13 protein-coding genes are annotated in these 15427 nt (G+C 72.2%); 9 read left to right on the top strand and 4 right to left on the bottom strand.

Annotation, left to right across the window (positions count from 1 at the left end; all coding sequences use genetic code 11):
- Positions 1–494: peptidoglycan-binding domain-containing protein (locus tag JLI01S_RS02100; protein WP_169797271.1), on the top strand; the 494-nt coding region annotated here is incomplete at its 5' end.
- Between the two features lie 38 nt (positions 495–532).
- Here the strand turns inward: JLI01S_RS02100 and JLI01S_RS02095 are convergent.
- Positions 533–1237, bottom strand: a complete 705-nt coding sequence (locus JLI01S_RS02095) for a TIGR03089 family protein (protein ID WP_068259145.1) — start codon at positions 1235–1237, stop codon at positions 533–535.
- Positions 1238–1286: 49 nt separating this feature from the next.
- Here JLI01S_RS02095 and JLI01S_RS02090 point away from each other — a divergent pair, with 49 nt between their 5' ends.
- From JLI01S_RS02090 to JLI01S_RS02075, 4 genes are all read left to right on the top strand, one after another.
- The gene (locus JLI01S_RS02090) at positions 1287–3389 is read left to right on the top strand and encodes a hypothetical protein (RefSeq protein WP_068259142.1); all 2103 of its coding nucleotides are present in this window, start codon (positions 1287–1289) and stop codon (positions 3387–3389) included.
- 65 nt (positions 3390–3454) lie between these two features.
- On the top strand, positions 3455–5356 hold the full coding sequence (locus JLI01S_RS02085; RefSeq protein ID WP_068259139.1) for a glycosyltransferase family 4 protein: 1902 nt from the start codon (positions 3455–3457) through the stop codon (positions 5354–5356).
- Positions 5353–6360, top strand: coding sequence for a lysylphosphatidylglycerol synthase transmembrane domain-containing protein (locus JLI01S_RS02080; protein ID WP_068259137.1), 1008 nt, complete (start codon positions 5353–5355; stop codon positions 6358–6360). The genes JLI01S_RS02085 and JLI01S_RS02080 overlap by 4 nt, the downstream gene beginning before the upstream one ends.
- Positions 6361–6371: 11 nt before the next feature.
- Positions 6372–7220, top strand: coding sequence for a class I SAM-dependent methyltransferase (locus tag JLI01S_RS02075; protein WP_068259132.1), 849 nt, complete (start codon positions 6372–6374; stop codon positions 7218–7220).
- Between the two features lie 6 nt (positions 7221–7226).
- On the opposite strand, the gene JLI01S_RS02070 is transcribed toward JLI01S_RS02075, so the two are convergent.
- A complete protein-coding gene (locus tag JLI01S_RS02070) occupies positions 7227–8024 on the bottom strand; it encodes an aminoglycoside phosphotransferase (protein ID WP_068259195.1) in 798 nt (265 codons plus the stop codon).
- 41 nt (positions 8025–8065) lie between these two features.
- Here JLI01S_RS02070 and JLI01S_RS02065 point away from each other — a divergent pair, with 41 nt between their 5' ends.
- Positions 8066–8992, top strand: a complete 927-nt coding sequence (locus JLI01S_RS02065) for a DNA-3-methyladenine glycosylase family protein (protein WP_068259129.1) — start codon at positions 8066–8068, stop codon at positions 8990–8992.
- Between the two features lie 185 nt (positions 8993–9177).
- Here JLI01S_RS02065 and JLI01S_RS02060 read toward each other — a convergent pair whose 3' ends face one another.
- Complete coding sequence (locus JLI01S_RS02060) at positions 9178–10002, bottom strand: 2-phospho-L-lactate transferase CofD family protein (RefSeq protein ID WP_068259126.1); 825 nt, start codon at positions 10000–10002, stop codon at positions 9178–9180.
- A gap of 179 nt (positions 10003–10181) precedes the next feature.
- Between JLI01S_RS02060 and JLI01S_RS02055 the strand changes: the two genes are divergently transcribed.
- The 3 genes from JLI01S_RS02055 (at position 10182) to JLI01S_RS02045 (ending at position 15006) form a co-directional block, all read left to right on the top strand.
- Entirely contained in the window at positions 10182–10451 is a 270-nt protein-coding gene (locus tag JLI01S_RS02055; protein WP_068259123.1) for a WhiB family transcriptional regulator, read from the top strand.
- A 77-nt stretch (positions 10452–10528) separates the two neighbouring features.
- On the top strand, positions 10529–13528 hold the full coding sequence (locus JLI01S_RS02050) for a glycosyltransferase (protein ID WP_068259120.1): 3000 nt from the start codon (positions 10529–10531) through the stop codon (positions 13526–13528).
- Entirely contained in the window at positions 13525–15006 is a 1482-nt protein-coding gene (locus JLI01S_RS02045; protein ID WP_157074783.1) for a DUF5719 family protein, read from the top strand. The genes JLI01S_RS02050 and JLI01S_RS02045 overlap by 4 nt, the downstream gene beginning before the upstream one ends.
- A gap of 20 nt (positions 15007–15026) precedes the next feature.
- Here JLI01S_RS02045 and JLI01S_RS02040 read toward each other — a convergent pair whose 3' ends face one another.
- Positions 15027–15425: a metallopeptidase family protein gene (locus tag JLI01S_RS02040; protein WP_245634492.1), complete on the bottom strand. Its 399-nt coding sequence runs from the start codon at positions 15423–15425 to the stop codon at positions 15027–15029.
- Between the last annotated feature and the right edge of the window lie 2 nt (positions 15426–15427).

Genomic DNA, 15427 nt, shown 5'->3' with positions numbered 1-15427 from the left:
CCAAGATGTCCTCCGCGAGCAGCAGCTCCGCGAGTGCCACGGTCGTCACGACGACGGAGTTCGACAGGCTTCGCTCGACCGTGCTGGCCAGTGGTGCACGCGGCGCGGAGGTCAAGGTGCTCCAACGTGCCCTGGGTGGCATCGCGGTCGACGGCGCGTACGGCAGCGCCACGGTCAAGGCCGTCCGTGCCTTCCAGAAGTCCGAGGGTCTGTCGGTCACGGGCATCGTGGACGAAAAGACGTGGATCAACCTGGAGCGTCAGGAGCACCCCTTCCTGCGCTACCGCACCACCGTCCTCAAGCCCGGCTCGACCGGGCGGGCCGTGCGTGTGCTCCAGGAGGCACTGGGGCTTGAGGTCGACGGCATCTTCGGATCCGCGACCCGGGAAGCGGTCCGCGCACTCCAGGCGCGGGCGCACCTGACCCGCACCGGCTATGTCGGCGGTGTGACCTGGCAGGCACTCGAGCGGGAGGCCCGCTCCCCGCAGCGCTGATCGCCATCCGCGAGGGCGTCACCGCGACCGTCAGTCGGTCAGGCGGTGACGCCCTCAGCCTGTGCCCGACGTGCGAGGGCCGCCTCGTCCGTCGGACCCAGGTGCACGACGAGCGATCCCTCTGTCGACCACACAGCCAGTGCGGTGCGCAGGAGGGCCTCGGCCGATGGGTCGACGAGCTGGACCCTCGCCCCCTTCGTCACGGGGGTCGTGGACGTGCCGATGTCCTCGTAGGTCGTGTCTCCTCCTGCCACACGGAGAGCGATGTCCTCGCCCTCGGGCTCGGCCCACGGGCTGAAGAGGTCGCCGTGGGTGGACAGGTCCGCGGCCTCGTCCATGACCCCGTCGGGGAGGCTCATGCCAGCGTTGCGGGCGAGCGCGGCCCGGGTGACGAGCACGGACGGTCCATCGTGGGGCAGTGCAGCGGGGTCATCGGTCACCACGAGGTCGGCTGTGGCCTTGCCGTCGAGGTCGAGCACGGCACCGACAGACCAGACCGCCCAGGCCCAGTAGAGCTGGCGCCAGTGTGGTCGCATCGCGATGTGCACCACGGAGCCCGGCTCGATGTCCCACTCGTCCTGGAGCGCGTTGGCGGCCTTGCTGACCCAGTTGCCCAGGACCCGCGCCGACAGCTCGACCCGTTCGCCCGCTGTGGGACCGGGCACGTCGTCGTAGCACGTGATCCTCGGTGCGGCGGAGTCGGTGCGGATGATGTGTGCGAGGACCTCGGCAGGAGTGGGCATGGGGCCAGCCTACGAAGGGCAGGGGCTGGCGGCGGTTAGCGTGGGCGCCGTGGAGACCCCGAACGCCGAGCGTCCAGACCGTGCGCCCCTGCTCGAGCGGGCCGTGGTCGCAGTCGCCCTGTGGGTGATCCTCCTCGGTTTTGTCGGCTCCGTCATCGCCTGGCTCGGCGCCTGGATCCCGGTCGTGGGCTTCACGACGGCACTCGTCACCGCGGCCATCGCGGTGCGCCTCTCCGGCCGACTGCCCAGGCCGGCTGGTCGCCCCCTGGGTCCTGTGGCCGCAGGTGCCCTCGTCGTCGGCGTGCTCGCGGTGACGGTGTGGACCGGTGTCACGCACTCGGAGCAGGTCCTGCCGCGTCGGGACTCCGCGAGCTACCTGCAGGCAACGATCTACCTGGCCGAGACCGGCAGCCGTCCCGTGTCCGTCCCCGCGGAGTCGATCGGCGGGCCGGAGACACTCGCCGAGGAGGGACTGACGCTCGAGGCGCCGGCCTTCTACGAGATCGGGTCGCCCGCGGATCCGTCGGTGCAGCCGCAGTTCATGCCCGGCCCGGCGCTGGTCTACTCGCTGCCCTGGTGGGCTGGCGGGGCGACCGCGACCCTGTGGGCTCCGGCCGTCCTGGGCGGGCTGGGGTTGCTCGCGATCGGCCTGCTCGTGGCTCGCGTCGTCGGCCCATGGGCAGCGGCGCCGGCCGCTCTGCTCGTCGGTGCCTGCTTCCCGTGGCTGCACACCGCGCGGTCGACCTACTCCGAACCCCTGGCCGGACTCACCCTCGCGGCAGGGTTCCTCGCCCTGACCCTGCTCGTGCGAGCAGCCGAGGACACGGCCGACGGTGACCACGCGGATGCCTCTCCGGCGCGGCTGCGTGGGGCGGCGTTGGTCGCGGGCGTTCTCATCGGGGGAACCGCGATCGTGCGCATCGACGCGCTCCGCGAGACGATGCTGCTCATCCCTGTCGCAGCGCTGCTGCTGGCCCGCGGGAGGCAGTGGGCATGGCCCCTGCTCCTTGGCTCGATCGGCACGACCCTCGCGGGTTTCGCGGTGGCCGGCGTCATGAGCTGGCGGTACCTCGGCGAGATCGGCGGTTCGCTCGTCCCGCTCGTCGGCCTGGTGCTGGCGATGTCGTTGGTCTCGTGGTGGTTGCTGCGCCGAGCGCGCGCCGGCTGGTCCCTGCCGGCGTGGGTCACTGCGCGCATCCCGGCGGTCCTGGCCGGGGGAGTGGTCGTCGTCGGTGTGCTCCTGGCCCTGCGGCCGCTCTTCCTCACGACCCGGCAGGACCCGCGGGACCCGGGCGCGATGTACGTCGCCCGCATGCAGGCCGAGCTGGGGCTGCCCATCGACGGCGGCCGGACCTATGCGGAGGACTCCGTCGACTGGCTCTCGTGGTGGATCGGCCCGGCCGCCCTGGTCATCGCCCTCGTGGCGCTGGCAGTGCTGGCGCATCGTCTCGGGACCTGGTGGACGAATGGAGACGTCCTCCCGGCATGGGGCGCGGCGCTGTTCGTCACCACGGGGTCGACCCTGCTGACCCTCGTGCGTCCCGGGATCACACCCGACCATCCGTGGGCCGACCGCCGACTGCTCATCGCCCTCCCCCTGGCGCTCGTCCTGTGCGTTGCCGCTGCCTGGTGGGCCGGCGGTCGGGCTCGTGGGCGATGGGGGGCCTCAGCGGGGGCGTCTGTCCTCGTCGTCCTCCTGGCGGTGACAGCCATCCCGACCGCGCTGGCCACCTGGCCCCATCGAGCAGAGCGGGTGGAGGCCGGCGGGCTGGCTGCGGCGGCGACGTACTGCGAGTCGCTCGAGCGCGGGGACGTCGTCCTCGCCGTGGACGACTGGGCGGTCAACCACTGGACCCAGATCACCCGCGGCATGTGTGGGGTGCCGGCCATCGCGACGACAGGGCGGCTGCGCGACGACCCGGACCAGGTCCTCGCGGCCGCACGTCGGCTCGATGACCGGGTCAGGGAGCGCGGAGGGCGGGTGCTCCTCGTGGCCCACCGCGAGCCGCAGACACTGCAGGATCTGGGCGCCACCGACGTGCGCGTCGTCCTCGACACCGAGCTGATGGAGGACCCTCATGCCCTCACCGAGAGGCCCGAGAGGCTGGACCCGCTCCGCCTGGTCGTGTGGACGGGTCGCGTCCCGCGATGACCCGACCGGTCGCATAGGCTTCCCCGAGATGAGCGAGTACTACGACACCGAGCCGACCTTCCCTGATGAGTGACGCCTCGTTGAAGATCGCCGTCGTCGGGCCGACCCACCCCTACAAGGGCGGCGTCGCCTCGCACACCACGACGCTCGCGCACGAGCTCGAAGCAGCGGGCCACGACGTCACCCTCGTCTCGTGGAGCCATCTCTACCCGAGCTTCTTCTACCCGGGGGAGCAGTCGGTGCCCAGCTCCGGCGACCCGGACGTCCCCCCCTTCCCCCGCACCGTGCGGGCGCTGTCGTGGGCCCGCCCGGACTCGCTCGTGCGCGCGGGGCGCAGGCTGCGTGACGTGGACCTGATCATCGTCGTCCACGTCATCCCGCCCGTCGTGCCGCTCCACCTGACCTTGCTGCGCGCTGCTGGAGTGGGGCGCACGGCCATGACCGGTCGCGGTCCCCGCAGTGTCGTCATCGCCCACAACGTCCTGCCGCACGAGCCGCACCCGGGCGATGCAGCGCTGATGCGCACCTTCTTCCGCCGCGTCGATGCGGTCGTCGTCCACTCCGCGGAGCAGTCGCGCCTGGCGCGCGAGCTCGATGCCGAGCACGTCGTCGTCACGGACCTGCCGCCTCACCTGCCGGGTGGCGACCCCGTCGGGCGCCGTGACCACCACGGTCCGGCACGACTCCTCGCGCTCGGCCTGGTGCGTGGGTACAAGGGGATCGACGTGCTCCTGCGCGCGATGATGCGCGTGCCCGACGTGACCCTCACGGTGGCCGGGGAGATCTGGGGCGACGCCGGTGACGAGATCCGCCGGCTCGCCGAGCACCGTGACCTGCGCGGCCGCGTGCAGATCCACAGTGGCTACGTCCCGGCCGAGCGGATCGCTCCGCTGCTGGCCCAGCACGACGTGCTCTCCCTGACCTATCGCAGCGCGACTGCGAGCCAAAATGTCCTGCTCGCACACCAGCACGGCCTCGCGGTCCTGGCCTCCGACGTGGGGACCTTCGGCGATCAGGTGCGCGACGACCAGGACGGCTACCTCGTGCCGCCCGAGGACGAGGACGCGATCGTCCAGGTGCTCCAGCGGCTGGTCGATCCGGCCGAGGTCGCTCGCATCCGCGCCGGAGTCACGCCACCGGACCTGCAGGCACCGTGGGCTCGCTATGTCGGCACCCTCGAGGCGCTCAGCTCACCTGACGCGATCGCCGACCCCACCCTCCCCGCGCCCGTGCGTCGCCGCTCCCGGCTCGGTCGGGTCGCCGACCGCGCGGAGGACCTCGCGACCTTCGTCCGGCTCGCCCGCGCCCGACGACGCCCCCGACTCGATCTCGATCGGTCGGACTTCCCGTCCTGGGTGCGGGCGACCGATGTCCTGGCCCACGACGACGACGCGCGAGCGGCCCGCGAGGCCGCGCGCGAGATCGGCCTGCCCCGTGGCAGCGACGAGATCACGGAGTGGGCAGCCCTCGGCGCCCTCGAGGTGCTCGTCAGCATGCGGGACCAGGGGCGTCGCGAGGCCCTGATCATCGATGCGTCCGGGGGCGGTTCCCCCTTCGGTCGGTGGGCGCGGGCGGCTGGCTACGCACCCGTGGAGGTCGAGCTGACCGGCGCCCGCTCGTCCATGACGCTGCTCGACGTGGACACCGCGACCCTGGACTTCGTCACCCGGCTGCACCCCGACGACGCCAGCGCCACGGACGTCGACGAGACCCTCACCCAGGCGGGGTGGGCGCTGCGTGCCGGCGGCCTGCTCTGCCTGACGCTGCCCATCGGTGGCGACACCGGCGATGCCATCGGGGGAGCGGCCGACCTGCGGGCCGTCATCGCGCGAGCTGCCGAAGCAGGCTTGGACCTCGTCGGTGACGTGGACGGTGACCTCACCGCGCGGCTGCGACACGCGTCCCGGGTCACCTCCGACCCGGACGCGGCTCACGCCCTCGTCCGGCTGACCCTGCGGCGCCGATGAGCACGACGGAGACGGGCACGCTGCCGTCCCGGCCGAGCGGCCGCAAGCGTGTGCTCGACGTGCTGCGCATCGGCTTCCTCGTCGTCGTCCTCGTCGCGGTCGGCATCGCGCTGTGGAGCAACTGGGCAGAGGTCCGCGAGGACCTGGGCCGGCTCGGACCGGTCACCTTGCTCGCGGCCACGGCCTTCGCGCTGATGTCGCCCTTCTTCACCGTCCTCGGGTGGCGCGTCCTGCTCGCGGACCTCGGCTCCCGCCTGCACATCGCCCCGGCGAGCGGTGTCTTCTTCGTCGGGCAGCTGGGCAAGTACCTGCCCGGATCGGTCTGGTCGGTCGTCGTCCAGACCGAGATGGCCGCCAAGCTCGGCGTGCCGCGCCGGCGCAGCGCGGTCGTCGGGCTGCTGTGCATCGCGCTCTCGGCGCTCACCGGGATGATCGCCGGCCTGCCGGCACTGCCCGTGCTGCTCACGCGCGGTGACACCGTCATCCCCTGGTGGTCGCTGCTGCTCATCATCGCGGTGCTCGGCGTCCTGCTCTGGCCGCCGGTGCTCAACTGGGGCATCCGCACACTGCTACGGGTGCTCGGCCGCGAACCCCTGGACCACGCCCTCACGCCTGCAGCGGTCGGCCTGTCCAGCCTGTGGTTCTTGCTGTCATGGCTCGTGGGCGGCCTGTCGGTGTGGGTCATGGCCCGCAATGTCGCACCCGACGATGCTGATGTCTCAAGGCTCCTGCTCGTCGCGGTCTCTGGTTATCTCCTGGCCGCCGGTATCGGCATGTTCAGCATCGTCGTGCCGGCTGGCGTGGGTGTGCGGGACGGCGTCATGGTCCTGCTCCTCACCACGCAGATGCCGCTCTCGGCCGCGACCGCCGTCGTGGTCGTCGCCCGCTTCCTCACCGTCCTCGCCGACGTCGTCTGGGCGGCCATCGGCTGGCTCTGGGCCAAGTCGCACCACTTGCTGCCCGGTGATGACACGCCGGACCTCGACCCCGCCCCCTCCTCGTAAGGTGTCCTCCCATGTCTGACTCCACCTCCTCCAGCCAGGTCGCGGCGCCTCCGGGCGGACGGCTCCTGGCCGTCGCCAAGCGCGGTGCCGAGTACCTCCTGTGGGGCCGGGTCGCCGTCCAGCGTCGCGTCGAGACCCGGACGAAGGGGGAGCGTCCCGCCCCGACGAGCGTCTCGCCGACGGCGGTGCTCACCGACACGGCCACCTGGCGTCGCGCCACCGACGAGGCCAAGCGCCTGCGCCTCCCGCTCCACCGTGACCTCCCCAAGAACTGGGACGCCCTCGGGGCCGTTGGCGCCGTCCTCGATCTCGTCGACGACGGGACCCGCAGCGCACGCATCATGGACGCCGGAAGTGCGCGGTACTCGCCCGTGCTGCCGTGGCTGCGTCTCTACGGCTTCGGCGCGGCCCCGGGGTCGCTCATCGGCATCAACCTCGAGTTCGGGTCGCAGGTCACGCGCGACGGCGTCGTCTTCCAGTACGGCGATGTCACCGACACCGGCTTGCCGACCGGTCACCTCGACGCCATCACCTGCATGTCGGTCATCGAGCACGGGGTCCCGCTCGAGGGCTTCGTCGCGGAGTCGGCGCGACTGCTGCGCCCCGGAGGCGTCCTCGCCGTCTCCACCGACTACGACCAGGATCCGCCAGACACGACGGGCAAGGTCATCTACGGGTCCCAGGTGCACATCTTCTCCCCCCAGGAGATCCGTGACCTCGTGGCGATGGCCGACCGCCACGGCCTCGAGCTCGTCGGCACCCTCGACGACGAGACCCTCGCGCACACGGAACGCCCCGTCCACTGGGGTCGGGTCGACCTCGACTACACCTTCATCCTGCTGACCTTCCGCAAGCGCTGACGTCGGTCAGGGACGGGGGTCCCCGAGGAGTGGCTCCAGCACGCGCTCGTAGGCACTGACATCGGCCGGCTGGTCGCTGAGGATGCGGAAGATCGCAGCCCGGACCATGGCCTGACGGCGGGCGCCGACGACCCACTCGTCCAGGACGTGTGGGTCCGCGTCCCACGCCATGACGCAGTCGAGGACGACGACCGCATCGGCCCACAAGGCCGGGCGCCAGTACGGGGAGACGTCGACGACCACCGGAGCGCCATGCGGGTCGATGAGGACATTGCCCGCGAGGTCGCCGTGGACGAGCTGCGCGGGGCCCAGAGGGGCCGCCTCCCGGTCCTGGACGAGAGCAGCGAGCAGCGGCTCCATCGTGTCGGGTGCTGGGGCCTCGTCGAAGGCGATGCGCTCCGCTGCGGCCCAGCGGTCCTCGCGTGGCCCGCCGGTCCAGGACCTCACGGCCCGGGCCAGCTCAGCGTGCAGGACGGCCCCGACGGCACGCACTGCCGTCAGGTCGGTCAGCTGCCGGGTCCCGGGCTCGTAGCGGGTGGCGCCCCAGCCGTCGATGACCCAGCTGCCGTCGCGTGCAGGGACGGGCATGGCGATCCGCAAATCGCGGCGGTCCCGCCCCGGCCGGGTGTCCAGATCGACTGCGAGTCGCGCGAGCCGCGGGTTGAGCTCGTCTTGGGTCGCCGGGTCGCGCCCGGGGGAGAGCAGGAGGTCGCCGGCGCAGACGCTGTGGCCCTGCCCACCCGGCACGCGGTCGAGGTCCCCGGGCACCGCAAACATGTCCAGGACGTGCTCGCTCGGTCGCATGGTCGTCACCGTAGAACACCCGGCCGGGCACAATCGTCGGCGTGAGCACGCAACCAGGGGCCAGGACCCGCCGCCACCGACCGGAGTCCCCGGTCGACCTCGATCCGGTGCTGGCCCCCTTCGTCCGGGGGAGCGGGGATCCCACGAGCCGGGTGGCGCGCGACGGGTGGTGGTTCGCCTGGACGACGCCTCAGGGGCCCGTGACGCTGCACCTCGATGACGAAGGGAGCGATGTCCGGGCCTCCGCCTGGGGAGCAGGCGCGGACTGGATGCTGGAGCGGGTGCCTGACCTCCTCGGTGCCCGCGATGATCCCAGCGGCTTCACACCGCACCACGACCTCGTCGCTCGCGGGTGGCCGCGGATGGCCCGCTGGCGGGTGCCGGCCAACGGCCTCGTGGCCCAGATGCTCGTCTGCTCCGTCCTGGAGCAGAAGGTCACCGGACGAGAGGCCTTCTCCAGCCAGCGCCAGCTCGTGCGCCGCTTCGGCACGCCGGCACCAGGGCCTGGCGAGGAACGGGGCCTGGTCTGCCCGCCCAGCCCCGCGCACTGGACGCAGATCCCCTCGTGGGCCTGGCTGCGGGCCGGCGTCGACGGAGCCAGGTCGCGCGTCATCGTCACAACCATGCGGGTGGCAGGACGCCTCGACGAGTGCGCGGACCTGTCCCTCGAGCAGGCCCACCTGCGGATGCGCTCACTGCCCGGCATCGGCGTCTGGACGGCCGCGGAGGTCGCCCAGCGGGCCCTCGGGGACCCCGACTCGCCCAGCTTCGGCGACTACCACGTCGCCAAGGACGTGACCCTGGCGCTCGACGGTGAGGTCGGCGACGACGCCCGGATGGCCGAGCTGCTCGAGCCCTACGCCGGGCAGCGGTACCGGGCGCAGCGCATCATCGTGGCCACCGCCGGTCACCGACCGCGCCGCGGACCGCGGCGGTCCCTGCCGACGCACCTGCCGACGCGGTTCTGACGCGCTCGGGCCTGACCGACGGAGCGGACGGCTGGCTGAAGGAGCGGACGACACCGGGGTGGCCCGACTCATGGGCGAAGCCGGCTGGTCGACCGGCGTGAGCCAGAGGGAGACGCGCCGGCTTCGTCCTTAGGGCCGCCCCGGTCGTCGTCCGCGACGGACGAGAACTGGCCACGCTGTGTGCTTCAGACCGAGGCGAGGACGTCGGCTGGGGTGGCGTCCGCGGCGAGCCAGGTGACGCGCAGGTCGCGGTAGAGCGAGGCGATGCCGGCGGCGGTGGGGTCGAGGCCGACGGCCGCGAGCGACGGGCCGAGGTCGTCGAGCTCGGGGGTGATGCCGACGATCGGGGCGGAGGTGCCACGGAGGGCGTCACGTACCCCGGGCACGCCGAGGACGATGCCGGTCGCGAGGACGGGGTCGGCGGGAGCCAGGAGGACGAGGTCGGTCTCGCGCAGGGCGTCGAGCACTCCCGGCGCGGCGACTGCGCGATCCATGCCGGCGACGACGAAGCGGGTCGCCGGGGGCGAGCCCAGCTCGTGTCGCCACTGCTGGACGTGGACTGCCTGCTGCTCCTGCTCGCTCTCGAGGACCGCGTGGGTCTCGACGGGGACATCGCTCATGGGAAGCAGCCGGACACCACGCGTCGAGAGTCCGCGCTGTGTGGCCAGGCGCGCGGAGACCTCGCTGAGGGTCGCTCCCTGACCGAGCCACGCGGTGCGGGCGAGGTGGGTGGCCATCTCGCGGTCGCTCACCGGGTACCACTGCGGGTACACGTCGAGGGAGGCCAGCTCGTCGGCGACCGTCGTGGAGTCGCCTGACGCGTCATCCGACAGCTGGGTGAGGAGCGAGTCGATGTCCGGGCACACGCGCAGACCCCAGAGCGAGATGTCATCGCCGGTGTTGACGACCGCCGTGACCTCCGTCTCATCGGGAGAGTCCTCGAGGTGCTCGACGAGGCCGCGGACGAAATGGGCTCCGGTGATCCCACCGGAGATGACGGTGATGCGCATGCGCACATGGTCGCAGCCCGGCCTGACTGCGTCGCATCCGGCATACCGTTCGCAGACTCCATAGCCTGCTCGGCTTGACGACGCACGCATGACACGCATGTAATTACAGACATGTCACCGCCGAGTTCATCGGTGAGGACATGAAGGACAGGGTCGGGTGCCGAGGTCGAGGAGGGACCATGCACGAACTTCAGTTGATCATGGGTGGCGAGGCCACCGACGAGTCGTCGGAGATGTCATGGCAGGAGCGATCGCTCTGTGCTCAGACGGATCCGGAGGCGTTTTTCCCTGAAAAGGGTGGATCCACGCGCGAGGCCAAAAAGGTCTGCGTCGGGTGCGAGGTGCGACAGGAGTGCCTCGAGTACGCCCTGGCGCACGACGAGCGCTTCGGTATCTGGGGCGGATTGTCCGAGCGGGAGCGCCGCAAGCTCAAGAAGCGCGCAGTCTGACTGTTGGCGAGGTCGTGACGCAGCCCAGCCCCACGCCGACCTCCGCCTCACCTTCGCGGCGGACGACAGCACCTCCGGTGACCGTCACCGCGGTCGTCGTGGCGCGCACCAGAGAAGATGCCGGACAGGCCCTGAGCGCCCTCCTCGCGCAGGACCGTCTCCCCGATCGACTCCTCCTCGTCGACGGTGCCCTGGACGGGCTGGGCGACACGAGCGATCTGCTCCAGCCGGTGGACGACGCGGGTATCGACGTTCTGACGAGCACGCTGGGGCCACGCCGTGGCATCCGCCGGATCCTGCCGGCGATGGTCGAGCGGCTACCCCGTGCGACGGTCGGCCGAGACCTCGTGTGGGTGCTCACCTCACGCTCCCGCCCTCACCCCGAGGCCCTGCGGCGACTGATCGCCGCCACCGGTCGTGGTGTCGGGATGGCCGGTCCCAAGCTCGTCGACGAGAGCGACCCCTCACGCATCGTGCGGCTCGGCCTCCAGGTGACCCGCACAGGGCGGATCGTCCCCGACCCGGTCGCCGGCACGACGGACCAGGGCCAGCACGACGCCGATGTCGATGCGATCGCGGCACCCTTGGACGGACTTCTGCTCGACCGAGAGACCTACGAGTCCCTGGACGGGCACGACCCGACGCTCGGCGACCTCGGCGGTGACCTCGATCTGGGCTGGCGCTCGCAGCGTGCGGGCCGTCGAGTGGTGCTCGTCCCGGACGCGCGCGTCGCCGTCCACCCGACGGCCGCCGAGCGGCGCCCTACGACCAGCCACCGGCGACAGGCGCGCCGTGCCGCGCTGGCGCGCGCCCACATCACGGCCGCTCCCTTCCTTGCTCTGTGGATCGCCGTGAGCAGCCTCGTCACCGGGCTCGGCCTGATGGTGCTCAAGCGACCCGGCATGGGCGCCGACGAGCTGGCGAGCCTGCCGGCTGCCCTCGACGTGCGCACGCTGCGCTCCCGCCTGCGGGGACGCGCGCCACGCGAAGTGGCCCGCAGCGACCTCAAGGCACTGTTCGTTCCCGGCCGTGATGCCCGCCGACGGCTGGTCGATGACGCCCGAGGGTCCGTGGACCGCGACGGCGGGATCGAGGCTCGCTCGCTCGAGGTGGAGCGGGGCGGCGGATGGCTCAACCATCCGCTCCCATGGCTGCTCCTCGTCACGGTCGCCATGTCGGCGTGGTCAGCCCGCCACATCACCGGCGAGCTGCGCCACCGCGTCGACTCCGGACTCGTGGGCGGTGAGCTGCTCGGAGGTCGGGCGACCGCTGGGCAGCTGTGGGACTCGTGGTGGATGTCCTGGCATGGTTCCGGCTGGGGCAGTGCGGGAGAGCAGAGCCCTGCCCTCGTCGTGCTGGCGTTGCTGAGCAAGATCATCGCCTGGGTCCCCGGCCTGGGGGCCGCTCACTCACCCGCAGGAGTGGTGCTCTCGCTCCTCGTGGTGGGTGCCCTCCCCATGGCCGCCGTCGTCGCGTGGAGAACCTCCCGCACCTTCTCCGACCGCCGATGGCTGCGGGCTGCGGGCGCGCTCGCGTGGGTCACGTCCGCGCCCGCTGCGATGGCCGTCGGCGAAGGACGCATCGGCGCCCTCTGCGTCCTCGTGCTGATGCCCCGTGTCGCCGCCGGGCTCGTGCGCGCCTCCCGGCGCACTACCAGCTTCAGCGACTCCGTGCGCACCGCGCTCTGGGGCGCGCTGCTCGCGACAGTGGCGCCCTCCGTCGGGGTGGTGATCATCGCCATCGGCCTCGGCCTGCTGCTCATCGGCGACAACCGGCGCCGGTGGCGGGGGATCGCGCTGGTGGCCGTCCCCCTTCTCCTCGCCGGGCCGTGGTTGTTGACCCTCCAGTCCCAGCCCCGCCGCATCCTCGCCGGGTGGGGCCTGACGGACACGCCCGAGGCCGGCTCTGCGGGCATGCTCGCGCTCGGGCAGCTGTCGGGCGGTGCCGTCACGACCTGGTGGACGGCGGCCATCCTCGCTCTCGGTCTGCTCGCCCTGCTCGTCCCCGGCCGGCGCCCCGCATCATGGGGTGCGGCAGTGGTCGCGCTCGTGGGCCTCGGATGGGCCCTCGGCGCTCCACACGTCGTCATCGGGCATCGACCCGCTGGGGGCGCTGACGCAGGCGCTGCCATCACCCCCTGGGTCGGGACCGGCCAGATCCTCATGGTCGGTGCAGCCGTGGTGGCGGTCCTCGTCGTGGCAGACGTGCTGCCGCACGGGCTGCGTGATGGCGGGCGCCGCCGGTGGCTCCTGCTCCCGGCGATGGTGCTGCCGGTCGCGGCGATTGGCAGCGGCGTCATGGTGGCGCAGCACTCGTACGGCGACGACCTGACGACGTGGAAGGACCCCCGACCCATGGTGGCCACGGGTGCAGCGGAGAGCCCTCGAGCCTCACGCGCGCTCGTCATCGAGGCGAGCGACGAGGGCATCAGCTACCGCCTGATGGGCTCCGAGCCGGGCCCCCTCGTGAGGGATCTGCCGATGCCCCAGCCGCCGGTGCCGGGCGAGGAAGAGGTCGCCTCCGCCGTGGCCCAGATGCTGGGAGAGGGCGAAGGGGAGCAGGTCCCGGGCGATGTACTCGCTCGGCACGGCGTCTCCCACCTCGTGGTCGTCACGCCCACCGAGGCACAGCGGCGACTCGTCGACGCTGCGCCCGGCCTGGCTCGACTCGGGTCGAGTACGGGAACGACCACCTGGGCCGTGCGCTCCCCGGTCACGGCGGGGGAGATGCCCTCCCGTGTCCGCGTGACGTCCGCGCGGTCGAGCCACCCCGTCCCCACGCGGAGCCACGCCGACACCGACGGCGCGGTCCACGTGCCCGCCGCGGATCAGCTCGTCGTGGCGGAGTCCCTCGACTGGAGCGACCGCGCCCGAGTGCGCGCGGACGGCAGGCTCGTGCAGGCCCAGACGCACAGCGCGATCCCGACCTACGAGCTGCCGGACGGGACGGACGAAGTGAGCATCGACGTGGGCGCTGGGCACGCAGTCTGGAAGTTCATCCAGGGCTTGGCCCTCGTCCTCGCGCTCTACCTCGCACTGCCGATGGAACGACGTCCCGACCCCGAGGAGAAGCGATGAGCAGGCGGCGGCCCTCCGGGGGATGGGTGCATGGTGCCGGGCGCGTCGGTGTCGTGGCTGCAGCAGCGGCCGGTGTGGTCATCGGGGCCGGGCACATCGGTGCCGCGCCCGCGCAGCTGGACACGTCGTCCGACGGGGCACGGATCGCCGCGTCGCTCACGACCTCCTTCTGTCCGGGAGACCCCTTCAAGGGAGGCGACAAGGGAACCCCGCGTGTCGACGTGACCGGTGGTGTCGCAGCCCATGCAGCCCCGGACAAGGTCCTCGACGGCCTGGTCACGCCGTCGCAGGAGCCCGGTGAGATCACGATCGATGACCTGGGTGCCGTCACGCCGGACACCTCGGACAGCAAGCCGCGCAGCGGGCCGACGAGCGCAGACGTCGACTCTCTCGACGAGCAGCCCCAGCGGGTACGGGGGACGGCAGACCATGCGCCGGGGCTCGAGGCGACCCAGAGCTTCACCGCCTCCGGCAAGCGGGTCCGAGGCTTGGCGGCGACGCCCTGCCTGGCCCCGACCGCGGACGCGTGGCTGGTGGCCGGTGGTGGCGAGCGAGGGCGTCAGGAGCGCCTGGTGCTCGTCAACCCCGGCGGCAATGCCGTGACCGCGCGGCTGGACGTCGTGGGGACCACACAGACCGACTCCCCAGACCGCTCGGTCGTCGTCCCCGCGCACGGCCGCGAGGTCGTTCTGCTCGACGCGATCGGTGGGACCAGCGCGCCCCAGGCCGTGCACGTGACGGCCACGGGCGGTCTCGTCGTCCCGACGATCGTCGACAACCACCTCGACGGGCTGACCCCGGCCGGTGTCGAGACCGTCTCACCGACGATGGCGCCGGCCACGCGGCTCGTCCTGCCCGGAAATGCGCGGGGAAGCAGCCGCGGGATGGTCCTGGCTGCGCCCGGCACGCGGGACGCCGTCGTCCAGATCCGACGCCTGGGTGATGACCCGTCGCGCGGGGTCAAGGTCGTGACGATCCCTGCCAACGAGGTCGTCGATGTCGACCTGCCTGCCGGTGGCGGCGGGGTGCACAGCTGGGTCGTCGAGTCGGACGAGCCGGTCGTGGCGGCCGCCCATGTGACCACGACCGATGGCTCGGGCAGGTCCGACATGGCGTGGTCCGTGGCGACCCCCTCCTTCAGCGGTCTGGGCGGCGTCGCCCTCCCCGCTGCCCCTGCGGACGTCCAGCGTGCCGTCGACATCACGGCGACCGAAGGCCCCGCCAGTGTCGACGTGCTGGTGCTCGACGACGGTGCTGTCACGACGGAGCGGATCGAGCTCGAGGAGGACCGCAGCGCCGCGCTCGCGGTCAAGAGCTCGAGCGCGAGTGCGGTCTGGGTGCGACCGAGGTCCGGTCGCGTCCATGCCTCGGCGCTGTTCCTGGGGCGCGACGGGGGCCCCAAGGCCATGGCCACGTCGGTCCCCGTCCTCCCGGCGCGGGTCTCCGTGCGTGATGTGCCGGTGACGCAGGCCCGCTGACCCGACGGGCAGCCATTGGTCTATCGGCGGTCCGGGTCCACCTCACCGGGGTCCACGCCGAGCAGGAGAGCCACTTGCTCGACCATGACCTCGTGCACCAGGTCGACGTGCTCGCCTCCCCGCGCGGCGGTCTCGACTGGGCGTCGGTAGATGACGATCCGAGCGGGGAGGTTGCCCTGGGCGGGCCAGAGCCGCGCCAACGGCACGGCCTCCTCCCAGCCAGCCGGATCCGACGGGGGCACGTCCTCCACGGCGAACTCCACCGCAGACCATCGGCGTCCGAGGACATTCCGAAATCGCTGGGCCGTGTCGGCCACCAGATCGTCGAATGCCTGGGAGCGGGTCACCATGGCGGGCACCGAGGGCTCGGCCAGTGGCCCGCGCAGGCCCCGGCCACGACGATCCCGATGACGACTCACCT

This window comes from Janibacter limosus NBRC 16128, from assembly GCF_001570985.1.
Taxonomy (GTDB): domain Bacteria; phylum Actinomycetota; class Actinomycetes; order Actinomycetales; family Dermatophilaceae; genus Janibacter; species Janibacter limosus.
This window is presented reverse-complemented; position numbering and strand designations above follow the sequence as displayed.